The sequence below is a fragment of the Pantoea sp. ICBG 828 genome (assembly GCF_002928355.1).
Taxonomy (GTDB): domain Bacteria; phylum Pseudomonadota; class Gammaproteobacteria; order Enterobacterales; family Enterobacteriaceae; genus Pantoea; species Pantoea dispersa.
This window is the reverse complement of the sequence record NZ_POWN01000003.1, coordinates 474,327-500,858: the sequence shown is the minus strand read 5'-3', so window position 1 is coordinate 500,858 and position 26,532 is coordinate 474,327. Positions and strand designations below refer to the sequence as shown.

The 26,532-nt window shown below is 58.4% G+C and carries 23 protein-coding genes; 5 read left to right on the top strand and 18 right to left on the bottom strand.

Features of this window, described 5'->3' with window-relative positions; translation table 11 throughout:
• Positions 1-5: 5 nt before the first annotated feature.
• The 17 genes from ftsA to ilvI form a co-directional block, all read right to left on the bottom strand.
• The gene (gene ftsA / locus C1Y43_RS10000; protein ID WP_013507861.1) at positions 6-1,262 is read right to left on the bottom strand and encodes a cell division protein FtsA; all 1,257 of its coding nucleotides are present in this window, start codon (positions 1,260-1,262) and stop codon (positions 6-8) included.
• Entirely contained in the window at positions 1,259-2,098 is an 840-nt protein-coding gene (gene ftsQ, locus C1Y43_RS09995) for a cell division protein FtsQ (RefSeq protein WP_021507557.1), read from the bottom strand. Before ftsQ ends, ftsA begins: the two co-directional genes overlap by 4 nt.
• A 1-nt stretch (position 2,099) precedes the next feature.
• A complete protein-coding gene (locus tag C1Y43_RS09990) occupies positions 2,100-3,020 on the bottom strand; it encodes a D-alanine--D-alanine ligase (RefSeq protein ID WP_104188113.1) in 921 nt (306 codons plus the stop codon).
• A complete protein-coding gene (gene murC, locus C1Y43_RS09985) occupies positions 3,013-4,488 on the bottom strand; it encodes a UDP-N-acetylmuramate--L-alanine ligase (protein WP_031279704.1) in 1,476 nt (491 codons plus the stop codon). The genes C1Y43_RS09990 and murC overlap by 8 nt, the downstream gene beginning before the upstream one ends.
• Positions 4,489-4,558: 70 nt before the next feature.
• Entirely contained in the window at positions 4,559-5,617 is a 1,059-nt protein-coding gene (murG, locus tag C1Y43_RS09980; RefSeq protein WP_104188112.1) for an undecaprenyldiphospho-muramoylpentapeptide beta-N-acetylglucosaminyltransferase, read from the bottom strand.
• The gene (gene ftsW / locus C1Y43_RS09975) at positions 5,614-6,828 is read right to left on the bottom strand and encodes a cell division protein FtsW (RefSeq protein ID WP_021507561.1); all 1,215 of its coding nucleotides are present in this window, start codon (positions 6,826-6,828) and stop codon (positions 5,614-5,616) included. Before ftsW ends, murG begins: the two co-directional genes overlap by 4 nt.
• Positions 6,828-8,144 (bottom strand): UDP-N-acetylmuramoyl-L-alanine--D-glutamate ligase, encoded by a 1,317-nt coding sequence (gene murD / locus C1Y43_RS09970; RefSeq protein ID WP_058770622.1) that lies wholly within the window; start codon positions 8,142-8,144, stop codon positions 6,828-6,830. Before murD ends, ftsW begins: the two co-directional genes overlap by 1 nt.
• A 2-nt stretch (positions 8,145-8,146) precedes the next feature.
• Positions 8,147-9,229: a phospho-N-acetylmuramoyl-pentapeptide-transferase gene (gene mraY, locus C1Y43_RS09965; RefSeq protein WP_021507563.1), complete on the bottom strand. Its 1,083-nt coding sequence runs from the start codon at positions 9,227-9,229 to the stop codon at positions 8,147-8,149.
• A complete protein-coding gene (gene murF, locus C1Y43_RS09960; RefSeq protein ID WP_104188111.1) occupies positions 9,223-10,584 on the bottom strand; it encodes a UDP-N-acetylmuramoyl-tripeptide--D-alanyl-D-alanine ligase in 1,362 nt (453 codons plus the stop codon). The genes mraY and murF overlap by 7 nt, the downstream gene beginning before the upstream one ends.
• The gene (gene murE, locus C1Y43_RS09955) at positions 10,581-12,068 is read right to left on the bottom strand and encodes a UDP-N-acetylmuramoyl-L-alanyl-D-glutamate--2,6-diaminopimelate ligase (protein ID WP_104188109.1); all 1,488 of its coding nucleotides are present in this window, start codon (positions 12,066-12,068) and stop codon (positions 10,581-10,583) included. The genes murF and murE overlap by 4 nt, the downstream gene beginning before the upstream one ends.
• Entirely contained in the window at positions 12,055-13,824 is a 1,770-nt protein-coding gene (locus tag C1Y43_RS09950) for a peptidoglycan glycosyltransferase FtsI (RefSeq protein WP_021507566.1), read from the bottom strand. Before C1Y43_RS09950 ends, murE begins: the two co-directional genes overlap by 14 nt.
• Positions 13,825-13,840: 16 nt before the next feature.
• Entirely contained in the window at positions 13,841-14,161 is a 321-nt protein-coding gene (gene ftsL, locus C1Y43_RS09945) for a cell division protein FtsL (RefSeq protein ID WP_021507567.1), read from the bottom strand.
• The gene (rsmH, locus tag C1Y43_RS09940) at positions 14,158-15,099 is read right to left on the bottom strand and encodes a 16S rRNA (cytosine(1402)-N(4))-methyltransferase RsmH (protein WP_021507568.1); all 942 of its coding nucleotides are present in this window, start codon (positions 15,097-15,099) and stop codon (positions 14,158-14,160) included. The genes ftsL and rsmH overlap by 4 nt, the downstream gene beginning before the upstream one ends.
• Positions 15,100-15,101: 2 nt before the next feature.
• On the bottom strand, positions 15,102-15,560 hold the full coding sequence (mraZ, locus tag C1Y43_RS09935) for a division/cell wall cluster transcriptional repressor MraZ (protein ID WP_021507569.1): 459 nt from the start codon (positions 15,558-15,560) through the stop codon (positions 15,102-15,104).
• A 492-nt stretch (positions 15,561-16,052) separates the two neighbouring features.
• On the bottom strand, positions 16,053-17,063 hold the full coding sequence (gene cra, locus C1Y43_RS09930) for a catabolite repressor/activator (RefSeq protein WP_010615604.1): 1,011 nt from the start codon (positions 17,061-17,063) through the stop codon (positions 16,053-16,055).
• 197 nt (positions 17,064-17,260) lie between these two features.
• On the bottom strand, positions 17,261-17,752 hold the full coding sequence (gene ilvN / locus C1Y43_RS09925; RefSeq protein WP_010615603.1) for an acetolactate synthase small subunit: 492 nt from the start codon (positions 17,750-17,752) through the stop codon (positions 17,261-17,263).
• Between the two features lie 2 nt (positions 17,753-17,754).
• Entirely contained in the window at positions 17,755-19,479 is a 1,725-nt protein-coding gene (ilvI, locus tag C1Y43_RS09920) for an acetolactate synthase 3 large subunit (protein ID WP_104188108.1), read from the bottom strand.
• Positions 19,480-20,209: 730 nt separating this feature from the next.
• Here ilvI and leuL point away from each other — a divergent pair.
• The 5 genes from leuL to leuD all read left to right on the top strand — a co-directional run bounded on the left by leuL (position 20,210) and on the right by leuD (position 25,063).
• Positions 20,210-20,293, top strand: a complete 84-nt coding sequence (leuL, locus tag C1Y43_RS24315; RefSeq protein ID WP_125308910.1) for a leu operon leader peptide — start codon at positions 20,210-20,212, stop codon at positions 20,291-20,293.
• A gap of 93 nt (positions 20,294-20,386) precedes the next feature.
• Positions 20,387-21,949, top strand: coding sequence for a 2-isopropylmalate synthase (gene leuA / locus C1Y43_RS09915; protein ID WP_021507571.1), 1,563 nt, complete (start codon positions 20,387-20,389; stop codon positions 21,947-21,949).
• A 2-nt stretch (positions 21,950-21,951) separates the two neighbouring features.
• Positions 21,952-23,043, top strand: coding sequence for a 3-isopropylmalate dehydrogenase (leuB, locus tag C1Y43_RS09910; protein ID WP_058759633.1), 1,092 nt, complete (start codon positions 21,952-21,954; stop codon positions 23,041-23,043).
• 4 nt (positions 23,044-23,047) lie between these two features.
• A complete protein-coding gene (gene leuC / locus C1Y43_RS09905) occupies positions 23,048-24,454 on the top strand; it encodes a 3-isopropylmalate dehydratase large subunit (protein WP_058759634.1) in 1,407 nt (468 codons plus the stop codon).
• 3 nt (positions 24,455-24,457) lie between these two features.
• Complete coding sequence (gene leuD, locus C1Y43_RS09900; protein WP_058759635.1) at positions 24,458-25,063, top strand: 3-isopropylmalate dehydratase small subunit; 606 nt, start codon at positions 24,458-24,460, stop codon at positions 25,061-25,063.
• A gap of 204 nt (positions 25,064-25,267) precedes the next feature.
• Here leuD and C1Y43_RS09895 read toward each other — a convergent pair whose 3' ends face one another.
• A complete protein-coding gene (locus C1Y43_RS09895; RefSeq protein WP_104188106.1) occupies positions 25,268-26,449 on the bottom strand; it encodes an MFS transporter in 1,182 nt (393 codons plus the stop codon).
• Positions 26,450-26,532 lie beyond the last annotated feature (83 nt).

Below are 26,532 nucleotides of genomic sequence, written 5' to 3'. Positions count from 1 at the left end.
AAAAATTAAAACTCTTTCTTCAGCCAGCTGTTGATGCGTTTAAACCAATTGCCCACTGAAGCACGTTTTTCCGTTTCTGCATCACCGTTCATGTGTGACTCTTTGCCGTAATGCAGCAGGCCAACCGCCGTCGAGTAGTACGGCTCCTGCGCATAATCCGTCAGGCCGGTGATGTTAAGCGGCTGACCGATGCGCACCTGGGTGTGGAACACCCGCTGTGCACAGGCCGCCAGACCTTCAATCTGCGCCGCACCGCCGGTCAGCACAATACCGGCTGCCAGATGATGCTTCACGCCCTGCTGGCGCAGTTGCTCCTGCAGTTGCAGAATCTCGTCGTTCACCAGATTCAGCAGTTCGGTGTAACGCGGCTCAATCACTTCTGCCAGCGTCTGGCGCTGCAGGCTGCGCGGCGGACGTCCACCCACGCTCGGCACCTCGACGTTTTCGTCTTTGCCGACAATCGAACCCAGCGCACAACCATGACGCACTTTAATCGCTTCGGCGTCGGTTGGCGGTGTGCCAAAGGCATAGGCGATGTCGCTGGTCACCACGTTCCCGGCATAGGGAATCACTTTGGTATGACGCAGCGCGCCGCCGGTGTACACCGCGATATCCATTGTACCGCCACCGATGTCAACAACACAGACTCCCAGCTCACGTTCATCTTCGGTCAGCACCGAAAAACTGGATGCCAGTCCGGCAAAAATCAGTTGGTCAACTTTCAGGCCACAACGTTCAACGGCTTTCACGATATTTTTTGCCATATCGTTGTGGCAGGTGATGAGATGCACCTTGGCCTGCATGCGCACGCCGGAAAGGCCAACCGGATTTTTGATGCCTTCCTGATAATCGATGGCGTATTCCTGTGGAATCACATGCAGAATACGATGTTCGTCGCGCACGCGAACGGATTTCGCCGTATGCACCACGTTTTCCACATCATCCTGAGTGACTTCCTCTTCGGAAATCGGAACCATCCCGATTTCGTTCTGACAACTAATATGTTTGCCCGATAAAGCAAGGTATACCGACGAAATCTGGCAGTCTGCCATCAATTCCGCCTGGTCGATGGCGCGCTGAACGCACTTCACCACCGACTCCAGATCGTTCACGCCGCCTTTGTCCATACCGCGGGACGGGCAGCTGCCGACGCCAATAATGTTGACCATACCATCGGGCAGAATTTCCCCAACCAGGGCGGCGACCTTCGCAGTGCCGATTTCAAGTCCTACTACCAGTTTTCTGTCCGTTGCCTTGATCATTGTGGTTTAGCCTGTGCCTGGTTTTGTTGCTGATTACTGTCCTGTGGCTCAATCGGTGCCGGTGCCCAGCCTACTGCGGCGCCGGAGTCATAGCGTAGATCAACATAGCTGATGCGCTGGTTCTGACTCTGGCCCTGCTGCTGCAACTCCGGATAGAGCTCAATAAAACGGTTCAGACGCTTCATGGTGTCGCTGCGCCCCAGTTCGATGCGCACATCGTCGCTGGTCACCAGCTGCCACGAGCGCCGCGCCGTCATCGACGCGACCTTCAGGGTAAACTTACTGGCCCGCAGCACATCACTCATGGTGTGATAGCCGGCCAATACCTCTTTCTCACTGCCTTCCGGACCATACAGCATCGGCAACGTCTCTTTGCCGATGTGGCTGGCCGGGACGCTGAAGGAGACGCCATCGGCGTCCACCATGTGCGAGTCATTCCAGCGTGCCACCGGGACATACTCCACCAGGTTTATCTTCAGCTCATCAGGCCACTGCTTGCGCACGCTAACCTGTTTAATCCACGGTAAACGCTCGATCTGCTGCTGGATAATATCCACGTTCTGCGACATGAACGTTCCCGGCGCGCCGAGCGATAAAATCGCCTGACGAATATCATCGTGCGTGGTGTAGTGGGTTTCGCCCGTCACCACCAGCTTCGACAGCGGCAGACGCGACGCATCATTCATCCACTTCAGCACCACGAGGCCGCCAGCCACCATGATGCCCATCACCAGCAGCAGGAACACGATGCCAAACAGCCGTGCTCCGTTGCTCCGTCCGGAGCGCGCACGCTCCTGAGGTTCGCGATTTCTAACGCGCAGTGCCGCCTGAGACATATCAGTCAGCCAGCTCCAGAATGCGCGCCACCAGTTGCGGGAAGCTGTATCCCGCCTGCTTCGCCGCCATCGGCACCAGGCTGTGGCTGGTCATGCCAGGCGAGGTGTTAACTTCCAGCAGCTGGAAATTGCCGTCACCGTCGACCATCACATCAACCCGTCCCCAGCCGCTGCAGCCTAACGCGCGCCATGCGGCGAGCACTAATGTCTGCAGTTCCGCCTCTTTCTCCGCACTCAGGCCGCTCGGGCAGAAGTATTGAGTATCGTCAGAAATGTATTTTGCTTCATAGTCATAGAACTCGCTGGCGGTCTGAATTCTGATTGACGGCAGAATTTCGTCGCCGACGATGCCCACGGTGTATTCGGCACCGCTGAGAAAAGCTTCCACCAGCACGTCATCATCATGGCGAAACGCCTCCTGCAGCGCGGCTGGCAGCGCCTCCGCCTGGTTCACGCGGCTGATGCCAACGCTGGAACCTTCACAGCTTGGCTTCACAAACAGCGGCAGTCCGAGCGCGGCAATCGACGCCTGCGCTGCAGCATCCAGCCCCTGCTCATACTGCTGGCGCGTCAGCCAGACAAATTTGCCCGCCGGCAATCCCCTGCCCTGCCACAGCAGTTTGCTGCGCAGTTTATCCATGGTGATGGCCGACGCCATGACGCCGCTGCCGGTGTAGGGCAGTTGCAGAAACTCCAGCAGCGCCTGCAGCGTGCCATCTTCGCCACCGCGACCGTGCAGCGCGATAAACGCTTTGGCAAAGCCCTGCTGCCGGAGGTCCAGCACTGAGACGTCACGGGTGTCGACACCGTGCGCATCAATGCCCATCTCACGCAGTCCTGCCAGCACCGCGCTGCCGGACATCAGTGACACCTCACGCTCGGCGGAGGTACCGCCCATCAATACCGCGACTTTCTCAGCCATGGCGCGCCTCCGTGTTCAGAGCCGGCTGCAGCTGAATCTCAGCCAGCTTGCGGGCAATTTTGCCGATGTTGCCGGCGCCCTGCACAATCACCAGATCGTCGCCGGACAGCAGCGGTGCCAGCGCATCCGGCAGCGCTTCGTGCTCGGAGACCAGAATCGGATCGACCTTGCCGCGATTGCGGATGGCACGGCACAGTGAACGGCTGTCCGCGCCCGGAATAGCGGCTTCGCCCGCCGGGTAGACATCCAGCATCAGTAACACATCCACCTGTGACAGCACATTGGCGAAATCATCGAACAGGTCGCGGGTGCGCGTATAGCGATGCGGCTGAAATACCATCACCAGCTTTTTCTCTGGCCAGCCGGCGCGCGCCGCTTTGATGGTGACATCCACTTCGGTCGGATGATGGCCATAATCGTCGACCAGCATCGCGCTGCCTGGCTTACCGTTAACGGCTGCAGTGTCAAACTCGCCCAGCACGTCGAAACGTCGACCGGTGCCCTGGAAACTCTCCAGCGCCGCCAGAATAGCGTTGTCGTCAATGCCCTCTTCGCTGGCAACCGCTACGGCTGCCGCGGCATTCAGCGCGTTATGGCGACCCGGCGCATTCAGCGTCACGTGCAGCACCGGCTTGTCCTGACGAATCAGGGTGAAGTGGCCCTGCGCGCCGCGCTGTTCGTAGTTTTCGACCCGCACATCCGCATCGTCGCTGAAACCATAGGTGGTGACCTGACGGCCCACGCGCGGAATCAGGTCGCGAATCACCACATCGTCCACGCACATCACCGCGCGCCCGTAGAACGGCAGGTTGTGCAGGAAGTTAATAAACGTCTGCTTCAGGTTCTCAAAATCGCCCTGATAAGTATCCATGTGATCCGCTTCGATGTTGGTGACAATCGCCACCATCGGTTGCAGATGCAGGAAAGAGGCGTCGCTTTCGTCCGCTTCTGCAATCAGATAACGGCTGCTGCCGAGGCGCGCGTGCGTACCCGCCGCTTTAACCAGACCGCCATTGACGAACGTCGGATCGAGGCCGCCTTCCGCATAAATACTGGTCACCATCGCGGTGGTGGTGGTTTTGCCGTGCGTGCCGGCAATCGCGATGCCGTGACGGAAACGCATCAGCTCAGCCAGCATCTCCGCCCGGCGGATCACCGGGATACGCTGCTCACGCGCCGCCACCAGTTCCGGGTTGTCCTGCGCCACGGCGGTGGAAACCACGACGACGCTGGCGTCGGTAACATTTTCCGGGCGATGGTTGAAGTAAATGGTCGCGCCCAGCGAGGCCAGATGCTGCGTAACCGGATTGGGCGCCAGATCGGAGCCGCTAATGTGATAGCCTTCGTTCGCCAACACCTCGGCAATACCGCCCATGCCGGCACCGCCGATGCCGACAAAGTGGATGTGCCGGACGCGACGCATCTCGGGCACAATAGAACGCAGTTTTGCCAATTGTTGTGTATTCATCTGTCTCTGTTACCTGTTTTCCCGTTTGCACCTGCATTCAGATGCGGGCCAGTCAAACTGACCGGTTAACTTACTTCGCGACGCGCGCAACCTCTTGTGCCACCCGTTCGGTCGCATCAGGAATCGCCACCTGGCGGGCTTTTTCCGCCATCGCCAGCAGCGTGGCGCGATCCCAGTGGCGCAGCGTGTCTGCGACGGCCGCAGCAGTAAACTGCGGCTGCTCGAAAATTTTGGCCGCGCCGGCTTTTTCCAGCGGCAGCGCATTCCAGTACTGCTGACGATCTTTGTGCTGGAACGGCACGAAAATCGCCGGTAAACCCGCCGCCGCCACTTCACTGACGGTCAGCGCGCCGGAGCGGCACACCACCACATCGGCCCACGCATAGGCTTGCGCCATGTCATCGATGAACTCGGTGACCTTGTGCTGCGACTGGCCAGCGGCCTGATACGCCTGCTGCACGGTCTCCCGTGCGCCTTTGCCGGTCTGATGCCACAACGTGATGGCGTCACCCAGTTCAGCGGCGACCTGCGGCACGATCTGATTGAGGATGCGCGCGCCCTGACTACCGCCAATCACCAGCACGCGAATCGGCCCGCTGCGGTGTGCCAGACGCTGCGCCGGAAGCGGCAGCGCCAGCACATCATTACGCACCGGGTTGCCCACCACCTCGGCAGTGGGGAACGCGCCCGGAAAGGCCTGCATCACTGTGGTGGCGATTTTCGCCAGCCACTTATTGGTCAGCCCGGCAATGCCGTTCTGCTCGTGCAGCACCACCGGGATGCCGCAACTCCACGCCGCAAGGCCGCCCGGACCGGAAACATAACCGCCCATGCCCAGCACCACATCCGGCTGCCAGTTTTTCATGATGCGGCGCGCCTGGCGCCACGCATTGAAGATGCGCACCGGTGCCAGCAGCAGGGCCTTTACGCCTTTACCGCGCAATCCGCTGATGCGGATGAAGTCGATGTCGATGCCATGCTTTGGCACCAGATCGGCTTCCATCCGGTCTGCCGTTCCCAGCCAGCGCACCTGCCAGCCTTGTTCGATCAGATGATGCGCCACGGCCAGTCCGGGGAACACATGTCCGCCGGTACCCCCTGCCATGACCATCAGCCGTTTACCACTCATCGGGCACCTCGGGTAAACGCCTGGGCTTTTGCCAGACGTGTTTCATAATCTATGCGCAATAAAAACACGATGGCGGTCGACATAATGATCAGACTCGATCCACCGTAACTGATCAGCGGCAGCGTCAGGCCCTTGGTCGGCAGCATACCCGCCGCCGCACCAACATTAACCAGCGCCTGGAAGCTAAACCACACGCCAATGGAACAGGCGAGGAAGCCGGAAAAACGCTGGTCGATCTCCAGCGCGCGACGGCCAATCGACATTGCGCGAAAAGCGACGAAGAATACCATCAACAGCGCCAAAACCACACCGACATAACCCAACTCTTCACCGATAATTGAGAAGATAAAGTCGGTGTGCGCTTCCGGCAGATACTCCAGTTTCTGCACCGAGTTGCCCAGGCCCTGCCCCCAGAACTCACCGCGGCCAAACGCCATCAGCGACTGAGTCAGCTGGTAGCCGCTGCCGAACGGATCTTCCCACGGGTTCCAGAAGGAGGTTACGCGGCGCATACGGTAAGGTTCCGCGATAATCAGCAGCACCACGGCGAAAATGCCGGAGCCGATAATCGCCAGGAACTGCCACAGTTTGGCGCCCGCCAGGAACAGCATCGCCAGCGTGGTAACAAACAGCACTACCACGGTGCCGAGGTCTGGCTGGGCCAGCAGCAGCACCGCCAGCACCACCATCACGCCCATCGGCTTACAGAAGCCCCAGAAGTTGTTACGCACCTCTTCCACTTTGCGCACCAGATAACTGGCGAGATAGCAGAACAGCGACAGCTTGGATAACTCCGCTGGCTGAATACGCAGCGGCCCGAGCGCGATCCAGCGCGATGCGCCGTTAACCGAGCTACCGACCACCAGTACGATCAGCAGCATCGCCACCGAGGCCATCAGCATCGCGTTGCTGTAGCGCTGCCAGAAATCCATCGGTACGCGCAGCGTCACTAACGCCATCCCCAGCGCCAGTGCGATATAAAAGGCATCTCGCTTGGCAAAGTAGAACGGATCGTCGTTAAGACGCTGTCCAACCGGCATCGACGCCGAGGTGACCATGACAAAACCGATAATCGCCAGGCCAAATGTCAGCCACAGCAGCGTGCGGTCATACAGCACCACCGGCGCGTCGTCGTTGTCGCGCGCGCCCATCACCCAATCACGCAGGCGCAGCGAAATAAAACTGGCGATACTGGCTCCGGGAATACGCATCAGCTCAGCTCCTTCGCCAGTTGCGCGAAGCGATCGCCGCGCTGTTCAAAATTACGGAACTGGTCGAGGCTGGCGCACGCCGGTGACAGCAGCACCAGGTCGCCCGCCTGCACCTGCGCGGCAATCTGCGTCATCGCCTGTTCGAGCGTGTCGGTGCGCGTCGCCACTGCCGGACGCAGCGCGGCCAGCGCATCGCCGTCGCGGCCAAAGCAGAACAGCCGCACGTTGTCGCCCTGCAGATAGCGCGCCAGCGGCGTAAAGTCCGCCCCTTTGCCATCGCCACCCAGCAGCAGCCACAGCGTACCTTTCACCTGCAGGCCGTTAAGCGCGGCTTCGGTGCTGCCCACGTTGGTGGCTTTCGAATCATTAATCCAGCGCACGCCATGCGCTTCGTGCACCAGCTGGAAGCGATGCGGCAGGCCGCTGTAGGTGGTTAACGCTTTCAGGCTGGAGGCGCGCGGGATATTCACCGCATCGGCCAGCGCCAGCGCGGCAAGCGCATTGGTGTAATTGTGCTGCCCGACCAGCTTCATCTCGTCGGTATTAAGGACTTTCTCGCCCTTCACCCGCAGCCAGGTACTGCCCTGCTGCTGGTTGAGGTGATAATCGCCAACGTCGATGCCAAAGCTGACGCAGCGGCGATCGGCACCGCGCACCGGCATGGTCATGCCATCGTCGGCATTCACCACGCAGATATCCGCGTTTTCATAGATGCGTAATTTAGCGGCGCGGTACTGCTGCATGCCGAGCGGATAGCGATCCATATGATCCTCAGTGACGTTGAGGATGGTTGCCGCCGCCGCTTTCAGGCTGTGGGTGGTTTCCAGCTGGAAGCTGGAAAGCTCCAGCACATACAGCTGCGCCGGCGATTTGAGCAGCGTCAGCGCTGGCAGCCCAATGTTGCCGCCTACGCCCACCTGCCAGCCCGCGGCGCGCGCCATTTCGCCCACCAGCGTGGTGACGGTACTTTTGCCATTGGAACCGGTGATCGCCACAATCGGCGCCTGCGCTTCACGGCAGAACAGTTCGATATCGCCGACAATTTCAATGCCGGCGTCGGCCGCTTCGCTCAGCGCCGGGTGCGCCAGCGCGATGCCCGGGCTGGCGATGATCAGATCGCATGCCAGCAGCCAGTCGCTGTTGATACCGCCAACGTGGCGCTCCACCTGCTCTGGCAGTTTGTCCAGCCCCGGCGGTGACACACGGGTATCCATCACGCGGGGCGTTACGCCCTGCGCGAGGAAGAAATCAACACAGGACAGGCCGGTGATGCCTAATCCAATGATGACGACTTTTCTGCCCCGATAGTCAGCCATGATTAACGTACCTTGAGCGTTGCCAGGCCAATCAGCACCAGCATCAGCGAAATAATCCAGAAGCGCACGATCACGCGCGGCTCCGGCCAGCCTTTCAGTTCATAGTGGTGGTGAATCGGTGCCATGCGGAAAATACGCTGACCGCGCAGCTTGAACGAACCCACCTGCAGAATCACCGACAGCGTCTCGACCACAAATACGCCGCCCATGATCACCAGCAAAAATTCCTGACGCAGCAGCACTGCCAGCGTACCCAGTGCGCCACCCAGCGCCAGCGAACCCACGTCGCCCATAAAGACCTGCGCCGGATAGGTGTTGAACCACAGGAAGCCGAGACCGGCCCCGACAATCGCGGTACAGACAATCACCAGCTCACCGGCGTGACGCAGATACGGAATGTGCAGATACTCGGCAAATTTCACGTTACCGGTCGCCCAGGCCACCAGTGCAAATCCCGCCGCGACAAACACCGTTGGCATGATGGCCAGACCATCCAGACCGTCTGTCAGGTTTACCGCATTACCGGTTCCGACAATCACAAAGTAGGCCAGCACCACGTAGAACAGGCCGAGCTGCGGCATAACATCTTTGAAGAACGGCACCACCAGCTGTGTGGCAGGCGTATCTTTACCGGCGATGAACAGCGCGAACGCCACGCCGAGCGAAATCACCGACATCCAGAAATATTTCCAGCGCGCGATCAGGCCCTTAGTGTCTTTACGCACCACTTTGCGATAGTCATCAACAAAGCCAATTACGCCAAAACCGACCAGCACCACCAGCACGCACCAGACGTAAGGATTGGACGGATAAGCCCACATCAGCACCGAAACCGTGATGGAGGTCAGAATCATTATGCCGCCCATGGTCGGCGTGCCGCGCTTGCTGAAGTGCGACTCCGGACCATCGTTACGTACCACCTGGCCAATCTGCAGTTTCTGCAGCCAGGCGATCAGGCGCGGGCCCATCCATAAAGAGATGAACAGAGCGGTCAGCAGGCTGACAATGGCGCGAAACGTCAGATAGGAAAAGACGTTAAAGCCGGAATAAAATGCGACCAGATGTTCGGCCAGCCAGACTAGCATGTTCCTTTCTCCTGTAAGCTCTGTACTACCTGCTCCATGGCGGCACTACGTGAACCTTTAACCAAAATAGTGATGTCCGCATGTTGGGACAGCAGCGTGCGTAAACGTTCAGTCAGTTCAGCTTTACTGGCGAAATGTTCGCCCCGGCCGCTGCTTTCACTAATCAAATGGCTGAAGCTGCCGGTGCTCAGCACACAATCAATACCGGCGGCTTTCGCCGCTTCGCCCACCTGACGATGACAGGCTTCGGCTTCTTCGCCCAGCTCACCCATGTCACCCACCACCATGACGCGGAAGCCCGGCATATCGCCCAGCACCTGCGCAGCGGCGGTCATCGAACCGACGTTGGCGTTGTAGCTGTCATCCAGCAGCAGCTGATTACCGGCGAGGCGAATCGGGAACAGGCGCCCAGGAACGGGCTGTAAGGTTTTAAGGCCAGACTGGATAGCGGTTAACGGCGCGTCAACCGACAGCGCCAGCGCGGCAGCAGCCAGCGCATTAGCGATATTGTGCCGGCCCGGCAGCGGCAGCTCGACGGCGATGTCGCCGCGCGGCGTGTGCAGGGTAAACAGCGTGGCGTCAGCGCGCAGTACGATATCGCTGGCGCGGAACTCCGCGTCTGCCATCGGCTGCGGCGAAAAGCGCCACAGGGTTTTGTCTGCGAACTGCGGCTGCCAGTTGGGCAGATCGTTGCTGTCAGCGTTGATGATTGCGGTGCCGTGTACCGGTAAGCCGCCAAAGATTTCGCCTTTGGCTTTTGCCACGCCCGCCAGTGAACCGAAGCCTTCCAGATGCGCCGCCGCCAGATTGTTGACCAGCGCGGTTTCCGGACGCACCAGATTGGTGGTGTAAGCGATTTCACCCTGATGGTTCGCGCCCATTTCAATCACGGCATACGCGTGTTGCGGGGTAAGACGCAATAGCGTCATCGGCACGCCGTAATCGTTGTTGAGATTGCCGGCGGTATACAGCGTTTCACCGCACTGGCGCAGAATCGCCGCAGTCATCTCTTTCACGGAGGTTTTACCGGAGGAGCCGGTCAGCCCTACCACGCGCGCTTTCGCCTGCTGACGCACCCAGGCGCCGAGCTGACCAAAAGCGATACGCGTGTCAGCGACCACCACCTGCGGCACGTCAACCGCTAAACGACGGTTCACCAGCAGCGCCTGAGCGCCACTGGCGATAGCGTCGGCGGCAAAATCGTGTGCATCGAAACGTTCGCCCACCAGCGCGACAAACAGGCTGCCTGGGGTGACTTTACGGGTATCCGTGGTGACATCCGCAATAGTGAGATCGCTGCCGTGCAGTTGCCCACCGCTAATCTCTGCCAGGGTTTTCAGCGTAACCGGAATCATGCCATTACCCCCAGCAAACGGGCGACGGTGTCGCGGTCAGAGTAGTCAAGGCGGCGATTGCCGATGATTTGATAATCTTCATGGCCTTTACCGGCCACCAGCACGATATCGTCGGCGCTGGCCTGCATCACCGCATGGGTGACCGCCTGCGCTCGTCCTGCAATGACGCGGGCCCGGCCCGGATCGAGCAGGCCGGTGAGAATGTCGTTAACAATCGCCGTCGGCTCTTCGCTCCGCGGGTTGTCATCGGTGATCACCACGATATCGGCAAACTGTTCGGCAATCGCGCCCATCAGGGGACGTTTGCCTTTGTCACGGTCGCCACCGCAGCCAAATACGCACCACAGCTGACCCTTGCAGTGCAGCCGGGCCGCTTCCAGCGCTTTTTCCAGCGCGTCTGGCGTATGTGCGTAATCCACCACCACCGTCGGCTTGTGCGCGGCGGTGAACACTTCCATACGACCGCACACCGGCTGCAGCTGGCTGGCACTGGCCACCAGCGTGTCGAGCGGATAATCCAGCGTCAGCAGTGTCGCCAGCGCCAGCAGCAGATTGCTGACGTTAAAGGCGCCCATCAGGCGGCTGTCAAACTCGCCTTTGCCCCAGCTCGAACTGAACTGCACGTGTGCGCCGCCGTCGTGATAATCGATCGCCGTCGCCTGCAGCCAGCGGCCACGACAGCCGGGCTGCAGATTGTTGCCCAGCGTAACGGCCACGGCATCCGGTAATTTTTCCAGCCAGCGGCGGCCCACTTCATCATCAGCGTTGATGATGGCCTCGCCCACCTGATGCTCAGAGAACAGCAGCCACTTGGCCGATTCGTAGCCCTGCATGTCACCGTGATAATCAAGGTGATCGCGGCTCAGATTGGTAAATACCGCGGCGGCAAACGGCAGCGCGGCCACGCGATGCTGCACCAGACCATGCGAGGAGACTTCCATGGCGGCCACGGTGGCGCCCTGCCCGACCAGGTCGTGCAGAATATGCTGTACATCCACCGCCGAACCGGTGGTGTTTTCACTCGGCACCAGCTGACCGTACAGGCCATTGCCCACCGTGCCCATCACCGCACCGGTTTCGCCCAGCAGGTTGGCCCACTGCGCAATCAGCTGCGTGGTGGTGGTTTTGCCGTTAGTGCCGGTCACACCAATCAGCTTTAATTTGTCAGCTGGCTGCTGGTAGAAACGCCCGGCCAGCGCGGAAAGGCGCTGCGGCAGCTGAGCCAGATAGATAACCGGGACGCCGTGCATCTCGCGGATATCACCATCGCTGGCTTCGCCTTCAGCCTCGGCAATGACCGCCGCCACACCCTGGGCGATGGCCTGTGGAATAAATCGACGTCCATCAGCATGATGGCCCGCCACGGCGATAAACAGATCGCCAGCAGCCGCAGCGCGGCTGTCCAGTGTCATGTCACGGAGTGGACGCGCCGGCGCGCCAGGCACCCACGGGGCCAGCAAGTCGCGCAGGTTACGATCTGTCACTTGATTCCTCACTTCTCTTATTCTTCACCAACTCGTTTTTATCCACCGTTGGCAGCGCATCCGGTTCAATGTTCATGGTGCGCAGGACACCGCCCATGATGGCGCCAAACACCGGTGCAGAAACCGCACCACCATAATATTTACCGGCCTGGGGATCGTTGATCACCACCACCAGCGCAAAACGCGGGCGACTGGCAGGCGCAACGCCCGCGGTGTAAGCAATGTATTTATTGACGTAGCGTCCGTCCGGCCCGACTTTTTTCGCGGTACCGGTTTTGATCGCGATGCGATAGCCCTTGATGGCGGCTTTAACGCCACCGCCACCCGGCAGCGCCACGCTTTCCATCATGTGCATCACGGTTTTCACCAGGTCTTCCGGGAAAACGCGCTCGCCCGCCACCGGCGGGTCAACTTTGGTAATCGACAGCGGGCGGTTGATGCCGTAGCTGCCAATGGTTGCGTAGACTCGCGCTAACTGTAACGGCGTTACCATTAGCCCATAGCCGAAAGAGAAGGTGGCCCTCTCTATGTCAGACCACCGTTGTTTTTGAGGGTATAAGCCACTACTTTCCCCGACCAGCCCCAAATTGGTCGGTTTACCCAGGCCAAAGCGCGCGTAAGTTTCTACCAGCGCTGAGGAGGGCATCGCTAACGCGAGGCGCGAAACCCCGACGTTACTCGACTTCTGCAGAACCCCGGTAAGGGTCAATTCGTTGTAGCGCGCCACGTCTTTGATCTCATGACCATTGACGCGATACGGCACGGTGTTCAGGACGCTATTCTCTTTCACCACGCCGCGCTGCAGTGCGGTCATCACCACCATTGGCTTCACGGTGGAACCTGGCTCGAAGATGTCGGTAATAGCGCGGTTACGCATCACGTCTTTCGGCGTGTTGCTGAGATTATTGGGGTTGTAAGCCGGGCTGTTGGCCATCGCCAGCACTTCGCCGGTGTTCACGTCCACCAGCACCGCAGTGCCCGATTCGGCTTTGTTAAAGGCAACAGCATTGTTCAGTTCGCGATACACCAGCGCCTGCAGGCGCTCGTCGATGCTCAGCGTCAGGTTGTGCGCGGCGCGACTGTCAACCGAGGAGATGTCCTCAATCACCCGCCCGTAGCGGTCTTTACGCACGGTACGTTCGCCCGGCTCGCCGGTCAGCCATTTATCAAAGCTCTTCTCGATGCCTTCAATGCCCTGGCCGTCAATGTTGGTGAAGCCAATCAGGTGGGCAGTTACCTGACCGGCCGGATAGTAGCGGCGCGACTCCTGACGCAGGTAAATACCGGGCAGCTTGAGCTTTTTCACGTATTCGCCAATCGCCGGGTTAACCTGACGGGCGAGGTAAATAAAGCGCCCTTTTGGATTGGCGTTGACGCGCGCCGCCAGCTGATCGAGCGGGATCGACAGCGCATCCGACAGCGCTTTCCAGCGGCTATCAACGGTGACGCCGCCGTGCTCGGTCAGCTCTTTGGGATCGGCCCAGATGGCGTTAACCGGCACGCTTACCGCCAGCGGGCGTCCGGCGCGATCGCTGATCATGCCGCGTGCGGTAGGCACTTCCTGCACGCGCAGCGAACGTAAATCGCCTTCCTTCACCAGCTTATCCGGGCTGATGACCTGCAGCCACGCCACGCGCGACAGCAATCCGCCCAGCGCCAGAAGAATACAGCCGCACAGCAACGCAAAACGCCAGCTTACAAAGCTGGCCTTATCTTCCTGTTTTCTTAACTTCAGCGTTTTGCCTGCGCCGCTCATTGAGGTCTGCGATTCCTTATTTCTGCACCACAATATTTTCCTGTGAAGGATCAACATGCTGCAACTGCAGCTTATCAGTTGCTATCCGTTCTACCCGGCTGTGATCGCCCAGCGCATTCTCTTCGAGGATCAGGTTGCGCCATTCGATATCCAGCGCATCACGCTCCAGTACCAGCTGCTCACGCTGCGCCGTCAGCAGACGGGTCTTATGCGTAGTGGTCACCACCAGCACCGAAGAAACCAGCACGGCGATCAGCAGCAGCAGCGGGATCTTGCCAAAACGCAGCAGATCGCCACCAATGACGCCGGGCAGGCTGTGACGCTCATTGCCAATCACGATGCGGTTCTCTCAGCGATACGCAGGACCGAACTGCGCGCGCGCGGGTTGTCTTTGACTTCGGCTTCGCCAGGAATCAGCTTGCCGAGGGTTTTCAGTTCACGTCCGCCCAGCGCTTTCAGCTGGCTCTCGGTCATCGGAATCCCGGCCGGCACCTGCGGTCCGCGGCTCTGGTCACGCATAAAGCGCTTCACCAGCCGATCCTCCAGCGAGTGGAAGCTGATGATGGATAAACGCCCGCCCGGTGCCAGCACCGTTAATGCCCCTTTCAGCGCGATATCGATCTCTTCCAGCTCACTGTTGATCCAGATGCGTATCGCCTGGAAGCTGCGCGTCGCCGGATGCTTAAACTTGTCTTTTACCGGCGTTGCCGCCGCAATCAGATCGGCCAGCTCTTTGGTGCGCGTCATCGGCTGTTCCCGGTTGCGCTCGACGATGGCACGGGCGATGCGTTTCGCGAAGCGCTCTTCGCCGTAGGTTTTCAGCACAAACGCAATGTCTGCCTCTTCCGCGCTCTGCAACCACTCGGCTGCCGACTGACCGCGCGTCGGATCCATACGCATATCCAGCGGCCCGTCGCGCATAAAGGAGAAACCGCGCTCGGCGTCATCCAGCTGAGGCGAAGAGACGCCCAAATCCAGCAGTACGCCGTCGATTTTTCCGGTCAGCCCGCGCTCTTCGACATACTCAGCCAGCGCTGAAAACGGCCCGTGCACAATCGAGAAACGTGGATCTTTTATCTCAGCGGCTGCGGCTATGGCTTGCGGATCGCGGTCGATCGCCAGTAACTGTCCGTGCGCGCCAAGCTGCGACAGGATCAGGCGTGAGTGACCGCCGCGACCAAAGGTGCCGTCAATATAAATGCCGTCTTCCCTGATATTAAGGCCGTTAACCGCCTCATCCAGCAGCACCGTGGTGTGTTTAAAATTTTCCTGCATAGCTATAGCGACAAGTCCTGCAACCGCTCAGATAAAGGCTCCTGAGCTGACTGTTCTGCGTCAATATCGTCCTTAACTTGTTGATACCAGGTCTGTTCATCCCACAGCTCAAACTTGTTGAACTGTCCAACCAGCATCACTTCTTTGGTCAGGCTCGCATGCTGGCGCAACGTATTCGCCAGCAGTAAACGGCCTGCGTTATCCATCTGGCACTCGCTGGCATGTCCTAACAGCAGACGCTGCACGCGACGCTCGTTCGGATTCATACTGGATAACCGGGCCAGTTTTTTTTCAATAATTTCCCATTCGGGCAGGGTATAAAGCAGCAGGCAGGGCTGATGGAGGTCAATGGTGCAAACCATTTGACCCTGAGACTCTGCGAGCAGCAATTCGCGATAACGCGTCGGCACCGCCAGGCGCCCTTTGCTGTCGAGATTGACTAACGTTGCTCCACGGAACATGCCAGCCCTACCCCTCAGTTACCCGTTTTCACCACTTTATCCCACTTTTTACCACGAAACGAGTTTACGGAGCCGATGAAATCCTTGTCAAGCCGCAACGGCAAGTGAATATCACTCTTTACACCGAATGAAATTAACCGGAGAGAAGAATAAGAGGAGAATGAATGGTCAATTTAAAATTAACCTGATGAATAACAGTATAAAAAAAATTTGCGTCAGATTTATCGGTGAAAATTAGCGCAATTTTACCGCTGCGATTATTCTGCCCCAATCTGCGACGGCGGCGGCATTTTAGGGGATTTCTGAAAGGAAGCCCAGCACCATCGCGTCAGCTCTGCTATGCGCGATTGCTGAAGATGTAAACAAATAAGAAAATCCAGCGCCGATAATTCGTTAGCCGGGGCGATGATAATTTACGCTTTTTTACGCCCGTGTGCGTCTGGTTAAATATGGATGAGAGAAATTAGCGCGGGCGACATCTCGCCCGACGCTTCATTTAGCGCGACGACTTAATTGTCCGCGGCGGAATAAATTACGGCGGATACGGGTTAAACCCGGCTTCGGTTTGCGTGGCTCATCCAGCGAAGCCAGCACCAGCTCGAGCACACGCTCAGCAACATCGCGATGGCGCTGCCCTACCGCCAGCACCGGGCACTCCAGAAAGTCTAATAATTCGTGGTCGCCGAAAGTTGCAATAGCCAGGTCTGTCGGCAAGCGGCCGTCACGCTTCAGCGTTACGTCCATCACCCCCTGCAGCAGGCCAAACGAGGTGGTAAACAGCGCTTCGGGCATCGCGTGGTCTTCAAGGTATTTTTCAAACAGCGTCGCCGCAGCGGCGCGGTCAAAGCTGTTGCAATAGATGAAATCGATCGGGCGCTCATCGCCCTGCCACGCCTCGCGGAACCCCATTTCACGCAGGAAGCTGACCGACAGCTCCGGCAGCGCGCCGAGAAACAGCACGTTTTTCACCGGCAGCTGACGCAATTCAGCCGCCAGCGCCTGCGCGTCATCCTGATCGGCACCAACCACGCTGGTGAAGTGTTCACGATCCAGCGCGCGGTCCAGCGCGATAATCGGCAGCGGGTCGTTGACCCAGCGCTGATAGAACGGATGTTCCGGCGGCAGCGACGTGGAGACGATGATCGCATCCACCTGACGCTGCAGCAGGTGCTCAATGCAGCGCATTTCGTTATCCGGCTGATCTTCGGAACAGGCAATCAGCAGCTGATAGCCGCGCTGACGCGCCTGGCGTTCGAGATAGTTGGCGATGCGGGTATAACTGGTGTTTTCCAGATCGGGGATCACCAGACCAATCGAACGGGTGCGTCCGGCGCGCAGGCCCGCAGCCACCGCGTTGGGGTGATAGTTGTACTCACGCACCACCGCCATGACTTTCTCAACGGTTTTGTCGCTGACACGATACTGCCGCGCTTTGCCATTGATGACATAGCTCGCCGTGGTGCGCGACACGCCCGCCAGGCGCGCAATTTCATCCAGTTTCACGATGACACCTTAATTCTGATAAGCCAGGGCTGGCGAAAATGTCCGCAGAGTAGCTAAGGGTAAAACATTTGTAACATCTAACCGCAGAACAGTACGCTGAGCAACCGCTTTTCATGCACAAGCGGCCGAAGCGCATAAAATAAAAAAACCCGGCATTCCGCCGGGTTAGCTTGAAAACCGATGATAACTTTGCGGTATTAACGCATTACGCGATCGCCACGTGATACCCCGACGATGCCGGAACGCGCCACTTCAACGATTTCCGCCACTTCGCGCACGGTGTTGAGGAACGCATCGAGTTTATCGCTGGTGCCGGCCAGCTGAACCGTGTACAGCGTCGGCGTCACATCGATGATCTGCCCACGGAAAATTTCCGCGCTGCGTTTTACCTCTTCGCGACCGTACCCGCTGGCCTGAATCTTCACCAGCATGATTTCACGCTCGACGTAAGCGCCCTGCCCCAGTTCGCTGACGCGTAACACGTCCACCAGCTTGTGCAGCTGCTTTTCGATCTGCTCCAGTACTTTCTGGTCGCCCACGGTCTGAATGGTCATGCGCGACAGGGTAGGATCGTCGGTCGGCGCGACGGTCAGGCTCTCAATGTTATAGCCGCGCTGGGAAAACAGCCCCACCACGCGCGACAATGCGCCGGATTCGTTCTCCAGCAGAACTGATAAAATACGACGCATAATTAAGTCCTCTCCGTTTTGCTCAACCACATCTCATCCATCGCGCCACCGCGAATCTGCATCGGGTAGACGTGCTCGCTGCCGTCCACCGTGACATCCACAAACACCAGACGCCCTTTCGCCAGCGTATCAAGCGCCAGCTGCAGCTTCTCTTCCAGCTCAGCCGGATGCTGAATCGCGATGCCCACGTGGCCATAGGCTTCCGCCAGGCGCACGAAGTCCGGCAGCGACTCCATATAAGATTGTGAATGGCGGCCGGAGTAAATCATGTCCTGCCACTGTTTCACCATGCCGAGGAAGCGGTTGTTCAGGTTCAGCACCAGCACCGGCAGGTCGTACTGCAGCGCGGTCGACAGCTCCTGAATGTTCATCTGGATACTGCCGTCGCCGGTCACGCAAATTACGGTCTCCTGCGGCAGCGCCATCTTCACGCCGAGTGCCGCCGGCAGGCCAAAGCCCATGGTGCCGAGGCCGCCGGAGTTGATCCAGCGACGCGGTTTATCGAACTGATAGTAAAGCGCGGCGAACATCTGGTGCTGGCCGACGTCCGAGGTCACATACGCCTCACCGTGCGTCAGACGACAAATGGTTTCGATCACCGCCTGCGGTTTGATTTTGTCGCTGCTGCGGTCAAATTCCAGGCACTTGCGGCTGCGCCAGCCTTCAATGCTCTGCCACCAGTCACGCAGGCTGTCGAGCTCCTGCTTCGCCTCGCTCTGCGCCAGCAGCTCCAGCATCTGCGTCAGCGTCTGTCTGGCATCGCCGACAATCGGAATATCGGCGCTGACGGTTTTGGAGATCGAGGTCGGATCGACGTCAATGTGCATCACGGTGGCATTCGGGCAATACTTCGCCAGATTGTTGGTGGTGCGGTCATCAAAGCGTACGCCGATACCAAAGATCAGATCGGCATTGTGCATGGTCATGTTGGCTTCATAGGTGCCGTGCATACCGAGCATGCCCACACACTGGCGATGCGTGCCCGGGAACGCGCCCAGCCCCATCAGCGAGGTGGTGACCGGAATATTCAGCTGCTCTGCCAGCTGCAGCAGTTCCGCCTCGCAGCCTGAAGTAATGGCCCCGCCGCCGACGTAAATTACCGGCTTGTGCGCCGCCAGCAGCGTCTGCAGCGCGCGCTTGATCTGGCCTTTGTGGCCCTGCAGCGTCGGATTGTAAGAGCGCATGCTGACGGTTTCCGGCCACACGTAAGGCAGCTTATTGGCCGGATTCAGAATATCTTTTGGCAGATCGATCACCACCGGCCCCGGACGACCGCTGGCCGCCAGCCAGAAGGCTTTTTTCAGCACCGTTGGGATCTCTTCGGTGCTTTTCACCAGGAAGCTGTGCTTCACCACCGGACGCGAAATCCCCACCATGTCGCACTCCTGGAAGGCATCATAGCCAATCAGCGAGGACGGCACCTGACCAGAGAGGATTACCAGCGGAATGGAATCCATATAAGCGGTCGCAATACCGGTGATAGCGTTTGTGGCGCCAGGACCTGAGGTGACCAGCACCACGCCGACTTCGCCGGTCGCGCGCGCCAGGCCATCCGCCATATGTACGGCGCCCTGCTCGTGGCGCACCAGCACGTGGTCAATACCACCGACCGTTTGCAGCGCATCATAAATATCGAGCACCGCACCGCCCGGATAACCGAATACCTGCTTAACGCCCTGATCGATTAACGAACGGACGACCATTTCGGCTCCTGACAACATCTCCATTTTCTGCCTCCAGGCTTGAGAGCCAGCTGCGCCAGCAAACGCTATTCTGCGTGCCGCTCGCATCTGTCCCTTTATTGCCAATTAAGATCAAAACCTTATGTTTATGCTCAGAAGACGCCATTCATTTCGTCTTCCAGGTACAGGGAATCTACCTGCGTGGATTCTTTTGAGAGTAGGTCGATTACCATAACCGCAGAAAACCCGGCCTGCAAACGTCATAAGGCGGCACGGCGCTGTCAGTGACAAAAAAGGCACTGACGCGTGATTATCGCCCGGGAGGAATAAACTAATGCGATGGCATAAGGACAGAGGAAAATGCTGGTTTGCAGATTATTTACAGCGTGTTGTAAGAAATATGATTTTCATATTGCCAGCGTGTTTAGCCCACAATTTTTTCCGCTACCGCGTTTCTGGCGTGATTAACTCTTAAATCCCTCTTCCACATCACAATCTGCTAAGCAACAAGCTTTATCTTGTTTTTCCACCTGACGAATAAGCCTTACTAAAAACATATAATTCAGCAACTTAAAATTATCCGCTTTTTTAAAAGATTTTTTAAAGTGGCATAACGCGCTAAGCCACCGTTAATTAATGGCAATGCTCTGCGATGACCGATAATCCCAGCAAATCGCCCTTTTCCGGCCAGAGAAATACCCTTTCACTTAGGGTTGACATCGCCAGGCGAATCCAGTACCAATATGTGCAGCACTCATTTTACGAGGTTTGATTCATGTCACGTTCTTTTCGTCTACTCGGTCTACTACTTAACGCATCCAGTTTGCGCGGTAGACTCGTGGGCGAAATCAACAACTGATTCGAACCTGCTGAAAGTTAAAAAACCCGCGCCACTGCGCGGGTTTTTTTATGCTCGTAGCACCGGCGAAGTCAATGCAAAAGGAAGATGACCATGAGCCAGCAAGTAATAATTTTCGATACCACTCTGCGCGACGGCGAACAGGCATTACAGGCCAGCCTGAGTGTTAAAGAAAAACTGCAGATCGCCCTGGCGCTGGAAAGGATGGGCGTGGATGTAATGGAAGTCGGTTTTCCGGTCTCTTCGCCGGGTGATTTCGAATCCGTGCAGACCATTGCCCGGACCATCAAAAACAGTCGCGTGTGTGGTCTGGCGCGCTGTGTCGAGAAAGATATCGACGCGGCTTACGAATCGCTGCGCGTGGCCGACGCCTTCCGTATTCACACCTTTATCGCCACTTCGCCGATGCACATCGCCACTAAACTGCGCAGCACGCTGCCGGAAGTGATTGAACGCGCGGTGCACATGATTAAGCGGGCGCGCAACTATACCGATGACGTTGAGTTCTCCTGCGAGGACGGTGGCCGTACGCCGATTGACGACCTGTGCCGCATGGTAGAAGCCGCAATCAACGCCGGCGCCACCACCATCAATATTCCGGACACCGTGGGCTACACCCTGCCGGGCGAGTACGCCAACATCATTGGTCAGCTGGTACAGCGCGTGCCGAACATCGACAAAGCGATTCTGTCGGTACATACCCATGACGATCTGGGTATGGCGACCGGTAACGCCATTGCGGCAGTGCTGGCCGGTGCGCGTCAGGTCGAAGGCACGCTGAACGGCCTGGGCGAGCGCGCCGGTAACTGTGCGCTGGAAGAGGTGATCATGGCGATCAAAACCCGCCAGCAGATCATGAACGTGCACACCAATATCAATCATCAGGAAATCTACCGCACCAGCCAGATTGTCAGCCAGATCTGCAACATGCCGATCCCGGCCAACAAAGCGGTGGTCGGTTCCAACGCCTTCGCCCACTCCTCCGGCATTCATCAGGATGGCGTGCTGAAGAACCGCGAAAACTACGAAATCCTGACGCCAGAATCGATTGGCCTGCACAAAATTCAGCTGAACCTGACCTCCCGCTCCGGCCGTGCCGCCGTGAAGCACCGTATGGAAGAGATGGGTTACAAAGAGTCCGATTACAACCTGGATACGCTGTACGACGCCTTCCTGAAGCTGGCGGACAAAAAAGGCCAGGTGTTCGATTACGACCTGGAAGCGCTGGCCTTCATTAATAAGCAGAATGAAGAGCCGGAGTACTTCCAGCTGAACGAATTCAACGTGCAGACCGGCTCCAGCGTCACCGCGACGGCGTCGGTGCAGCTGGGCTGCGGCGAAGAGGCCAAAGCCGACGCCGCCACCGGTAACGGTCCGGTTGATGCCGTCTACCAGGCTATTAACCGTATCACCGGCTTCGATGCTGAGCTGGTGAACTACAAGCTGACCGCGAAAGGCCACGGCGAAAACGCGCTGGGTCAGGTCGATATCGTGGTCAACTACAACGGGCGTAAATTCCACGGCGTGGGCCTGGCGACCGATATCGTCGAATCCTCGGCGAAAGCGATGGTGAATGCCCTGAACAACATCTGGCGGGCAAAGCAGGTCGAAAAAGAATTGCAGCGTAAATTTAAAGATCAGAAGGAAACGGTGTAACTATGACTCAGTCTTATCATATTGCGGTAATGCCAGGCGACGGAATCGGTCCGGAAGTGATGGCGCAGGCCATGAAAGTTCTCGATGCGATTCGCGCGCGCTTCGATATGCGCATCACCACCAGCGAATATGATGTCGGCGGTATCGCCATCGATCGTCACGGTGAACCTTTACCCGCCGCCACCGTGGCCGGTGCTGAGCAGGCTGATGCCATTCTGTTCGGCTCGGTCGGCGGTCCAAAATGGGAACACCTGCCGCCAGCCGGCCAGCCTGAGCGCGGTGCGCTGCTACCGCTGCGTAAACACTTCAAACTGTTCAGCAACCTGCGCCCGGCGGCGCTGTATAAAGGTCTGGAAGCATTTTGCCCGCTGCGCAGCGACATCGCCGCCCGCGGCTTCGATATCCTGTGCGTGCGTGAGCTGACCGGCGGCATCTATTTCGGCCAGCCGAAAGGCCGCGAAGGCAGCGGCGCGCATGAACGCGCTTTTGATACCGAGGTCTATCACCGTTTCGAAATCGAGCGTATTGCCCGCAACGCCTTTGAGGCTGCGCGCAAGCGCCGTAATAAAGTGACTTCCGTTGATAAAGCTAACGTGCTGGCGACCTCGGTGATGTGGCGTGAAATCGTCAACGAAGTGGCAAAAGATTATCCGGATGTGCAGCTGAGCCATATGTACATCGACAACGCCACCATGCAGCTGATTAAGGATCCGTCGCAGTTTGACGTTTTACTCTGCTCGAATCTGTTTGGTGACATTCTGTCGGACGAGTGCGCGATGATCACCGGCTCGATGGGTATGCTGCCTTCGGCCAGCCTGAATGAAGAGGGATTCGGCCTGTTCGAACCGGCGGGCGGTTCCGCACCGGATATCGCTGGCCAGAACATCGCCAACCCAATTGCGCAGATTCTGTCGCTGGCGATGCTGCTGCGTTTCAGCCTGAACGCTGACGCCGCTGCGGATAGCATTGAGCGCGCGGTAAGCCGTGCGCTGGAAGCGGGCCATCGCACCCGTGATTTGGCCGGTGACGGCCCTGCCGTGAGCACCGATGAAATGGGCAGCATCATTGCCGGTTACATCAGCGAGGAAAAATAACAAAATGAAAAGCTTATACCAGAAGTTATTTGATGCACATGTCGTTCACGAAGCGCCAGACGAAACGCCGTTGCTGTATATCGATCGTCACCTGATTCACGAAGTCACCTCGCCGCAGGCGTTTGACGGTCTGCGTGCGCACGGCCGCAAAGTACGCCAGCCGTCGAAGACCTTTGCCACCATGGATCACAACGTTTCCACCCAGACCAAAGACATCAACGCCTCGGGTGAAATGGCGCGTATCCAGATGCAGGAGCTGATGAAGAACTGTGCTGAGTTCGGCATTCAGCTGTATGACCTGAACCACCCGTTCCAGGGCATTGTGCACGTGATCGGTCCCGAGCAGGGCATGACGCTGCCGGGCATGACCATCGTTTGCGGCGACTCGCACACCGCAACGCACGGCGCCTTCGGTTCCCTGGCGTTCGGTATCGGCACCTCCGAAGTGGAGCACGTGTTCGCCACCCAGACCCTGAAACAGGGCCGGGCGAAAACCATGAAGATTGAAGTGCTGGGCGAAGCTGCGCCGGGCATCACCGCCAAAGACATCGTACTGGCGATCATCGGTAAAACCGGCAGCGCCGGCGGCACCGGTCACGTGGTTGAATTCTGTGGCCCGGCGATTGAAGCGCTGAGCATGGAAGGCCGCATGACGCTGTGCAACATGGCGATTGAGATGGGCGCCAAAGCGGGCCTGGTGGCACCGGATGACACCACGTTTGCCTATCTGAAAGACAAGCAGTTTGCGCCGAAGGGCGAGCAGTGGGAGCAGGCAGTGGCTTACTGGCGCACCCTGAAGTCCGACAGCGACGCGCAGTTTGACGCCGTTGTGACCCTGAATGCCGCCGATATCGCGCCGCAGGTCACCTGGGGCACCAATCCGGGCCAGGTGATGGCTGTGGATCAGGCCATCCCGAATCCGGCCTCGTTTGCCGATCCGGTTGAACGCGCTTCCGCCGAGAAAGCGCTGGCCTATATGGATCTGCAGCCGGGCATCAAACTGACTGAGGTAGCGATCGATAAAGTGTTTATCGGTTCCTGCACCAACTCACGTATCGAAGATCTGCGCGCGGCTGCCGCGATTGCCAAAGGCCGCAAAGTCGCGCCGGGCGTGGTTGCGATGGTGGTGCCAGGTTCCGGTCCTGTGAAAGCGCAGGCTGAAGCCGAAGGCCTGGACAAAATATTCCTCGAAGCCGGTTTTGAATGGCGTCTGCCGGGCTGTTCGATGTGCCTGGCGATGAACAACGACCGTCTGAATCCGGGCGAGCGCTGTGCCTCAACCAGTAACCGTAACTTTGAAGGTCGCCAGGGTCGCGGCGGTCGCACCCATCTGGTGAGCCCGGCGATGGCTGCTGCGGCGGCGGTAACCGGTCGTTTTGCCGACATTCGTGAATTGACTCAGGGAGCTTAAGCCATGGCGAACAAATTTACCCAACACACCGGGATTGTGGCCCCGCTGGATGCCGCAAACGTCGACACCGATGCCATCATCCCGAAGCAGTTTTTGCAGAAAGTGACGCGCACCGGCTTTGGCGCGCACCTGTTCCACGACTGGCGTTTTGATGATGACGCCGGCACCCAGCCGACCGCCAGCTTCGTGCTGAATAAGCCGGAGTTCAAAGGCACCAGCATCCTGCTGGCGCGCGAGAACTTTGGCTGCGGCTCCTCGCGTGAACACGCGCCGTGGGCGCTGACCGACTTCGGTTTTCACGTGGTGATTGCGCCGAGTTTCGCCGACATCTTCTACGGTAACAGCTTCAACAACCAGCTGCTGCCGGTGAAGCTGAGCGAAGAGCAGGTCGATGAGATGTTCAAACTGGTGGCCGCGCAGCCGGGCATCCGCTTCACCGTCGATCTCGAAGCGCAGACCGTCACCGCCGGCGACAAGGTTTATAGCTTTGAAATCGACAGTTTCCGTCGTCACTGCATGATCAACGGCCTCGACAGCATTGGCCTGACGCTGCAGCATGAAGCGTCCATCGCCAGTTACGAATCCAGCCAGCCAGCGTTTCTGCGTTAAGGTTTACCCGGTGCGCATCAAGGCGCACCCTACAGCAAAAGCGTCAGTAATTTGGTCGCCATTGATGGCGACCAAAGATGCTTAAATGCACAATGCCCTGTAGGGTCGCCATTTATGGCGACCAAAAATGTGCAAAACATGCCCGAAACGCGCAATGCCCTGCAGGGTCGCCATTGATGGCGACCTTCAATCTCCAAATCGCCCTCACCGCGCATCGCGTACCCGCGCCGCCAGCACCAGCGCCACCACCGCCATCACCAGCGCCAGCCAATACACCGACTCATGACCAAAGCGCTCACTCAGTATCCCCTGAATCAGGCCGGCGATAATCAACCCGGTTGAAATCGAGGTGGTGAACATGGTGGTCGCCGCACCGGCACGGCCCGGCATCAAATCCTGAAACCACAGCATACCAATGCCGGCGATGATGCCGATAAACGCGGCGTTAAACAGCTGCAGCACCATCAGCGCGGTTTGAGAACGGAACAGCACCAGCCCGAGATAAAACACAATCGCTGCTACCAGCGCCAGCAGCATCAGCTTGCGCTTGCCGTAGCGCTTCGCGTAATGGCCGGCCAGCAGCATGATCGGGATCTCTAGCCCGGCGGCGGTGCCCATCAGCAGACCCGCCAGCTTCTCCGGCAGGCCAAGGGTTGCGCTGATGTACAGCGGCATATCAATGATATACATGGTATTACACGCCCACATCACCACCGAGGCGATAAACAGCAGCCGCACCTGGCTGTCTTTCCACGGGCTGAGCTGCATCAGCACCTGCTCCGGCGTGGCGGCGATGCGCGGCACCGAGGGCAGCGTGCGCCAGATCAGCAGCATACTCAGCAGAAAAATCACCGCCGCCACGCAGAATAGCGTGACGAAGCCGTAGTTGAGCGCCAGCGCGAACGACAGCGGCGGCCCAATCACCCACGCCAGCGACAGCTGGGCGCGCATCACCGAACTGAACATCACTACTTCACGCGCCGACTGATCGGCATATTCACGCGCCAGCGCGAAGATCTGCGGAATCGCCACGCTGGCCAGCGCCGACAGCAGCACGCCGACAGTGATGAGCGTCAGATAGTGACGGTTAAAGGCAAACAGTAGCGCGTTGGCCACCGCCATCAGGCAGCAAAACAGGATCAGATGACGGCGATCGCCACGGTTATCCGAACGCTTCGCCATCAGCAGGCTGATCACGATCCCGGCGACGGCGTTGATGGTAAAGAACAGGCCGACCCAGAACGGCCGCACCTGCACCTCGCGCGTCAAAAACAGGCTGAGCGTTGGCGCCTGTAACGCCCCCGCCACGCCGACCATAAATGACACCGCCATAAAGGAGAGGTAAACCGGATTCAGGCGGCGCGGCCGCGGTAACAGCGATTTCATGCAGAAATCCCTTTGAGGAAAAAGACCGGGAAAAAACAGCGTAGAAGATTCCACAGCAAAACGAAAAAAGCCAGCAGAGAAAA

What these genes read in the sequence shown, in the direction of transcription:
- murG (WP_104188112.1), bottom strand. Translation starts at nt 5,617, where the DNA reads ATGAGTGGTAAACGGCTGATGGTCATGGCAGGGGGTACCGGCGGACAT.
- ilvI (WP_104188108.1), bottom strand. Translation starts at nt 19,479, where the DNA reads ATGGAGATGTTGTCAGGAGCCGAAATGGTCGTCCGTTCGTTAATCGAT.
- murC (WP_031279704.1), bottom strand. Translation starts at nt 4,488, where the DNA reads ATGAATACACAACAATTGGCAAAACTGCGTTCTATTGTGCCCGAGATG.
- mraY (WP_021507563.1), bottom strand. Translation starts at nt 9,229, where the DNA reads ATGCTAGTCTGGCTGGCCGAACATCTGGTCGCATTTTATTCCGGCTTT.
- rsmH (WP_021507568.1), bottom strand. Translation starts at nt 15,099, where the DNA reads ATGCAGGAAAATTTTAAACACACCACGGTGCTGCTGGATGAGGCGGTT.
- mraZ (WP_021507569.1), bottom strand. Translation starts at nt 15,560, where the DNA reads ATGTTCCGTGGAGCAACGTTAGTCAATCTCGACAGCAAAGGGCGCCTG.
- ftsQ (WP_021507557.1), bottom strand. Translation starts at nt 2,098, where the DNA reads ATGTCTCAGGCGGCACTGCGCGTTAGAAATCGCGAACCTCAGGAGCGT.
- ilvN (WP_010615603.1), bottom strand. Translation starts at nt 17,752, where the DNA reads ATGCGTCGTATTTTATCAGTTCTGCTGGAGAACGAATCCGGCGCATTG.
- C1Y43_RS09950 (WP_021507566.1), bottom strand. Translation starts at nt 13,824, where the DNA reads ATGAGCGGCGCAGGCAAAACGCTGAAGTTAAGAAAACAGGAAGATAAG.
- leuA (WP_021507571.1), top strand. Translation starts at nt 20,387, where the DNA reads ATGAGCCAGCAAGTAATAATTTTCGATACCACTCTGCGCGACGGCGAA.
- C1Y43_RS09990 (WP_104188113.1), bottom strand. Translation starts at nt 3,020, where the DNA reads ATGGCTGAGAAAGTCGCGGTATTGATGGGCGGTACCTCCGCCGAGCGT.
- ftsA (WP_013507861.1), bottom strand. Translation starts at nt 1,262, where the DNA reads ATGATCAAGGCAACGGACAGAAAACTGGTAGTAGGACTTGAAATCGGC.
- leuL (WP_125308910.1), top strand. Translation starts at nt 20,210, where the DNA reads ATGTCACGTTCTTTTCGTCTACTCGGTCTACTACTTAACGCATCCAGT.
- leuC (WP_058759634.1), top strand. Translation starts at nt 23,048, where the DNA reads ATGAAAAGCTTATACCAGAAGTTATTTGATGCACATGTCGTTCACGAA.
- ftsW (WP_021507561.1), bottom strand. Translation starts at nt 6,828, where the DNA reads ATGCGTATTCCCGGAGCCAGTATCGCCAGTTTTATTTCGCTGCGCCTG.
- leuB (WP_058759633.1), top strand. Translation starts at nt 21,952, where the DNA reads ATGACTCAGTCTTATCATATTGCGGTAATGCCAGGCGACGGAATCGGT.
- murF (WP_104188111.1), bottom strand. Translation starts at nt 10,584, where the DNA reads ATGATTCCGGTTACGCTGAAAACCCTGGCAGAGATTAGCGGTGGGCAA.
- murD (WP_058770622.1), bottom strand. Translation starts at nt 8,144, where the DNA reads ATGGCTGACTATCGGGGCAGAAAAGTCGTCATCATTGGATTAGGCATC.
- leuD (WP_058759635.1), top strand. Translation starts at nt 24,458, where the DNA reads ATGGCGAACAAATTTACCCAACACACCGGGATTGTGGCCCCGCTGGAT.
- C1Y43_RS09895 (WP_104188106.1), bottom strand. Translation starts at nt 26,449, where the DNA reads ATGAAATCGCTGTTACCGCGGCCGCGCCGCCTGAATCCGGTTTACCTC.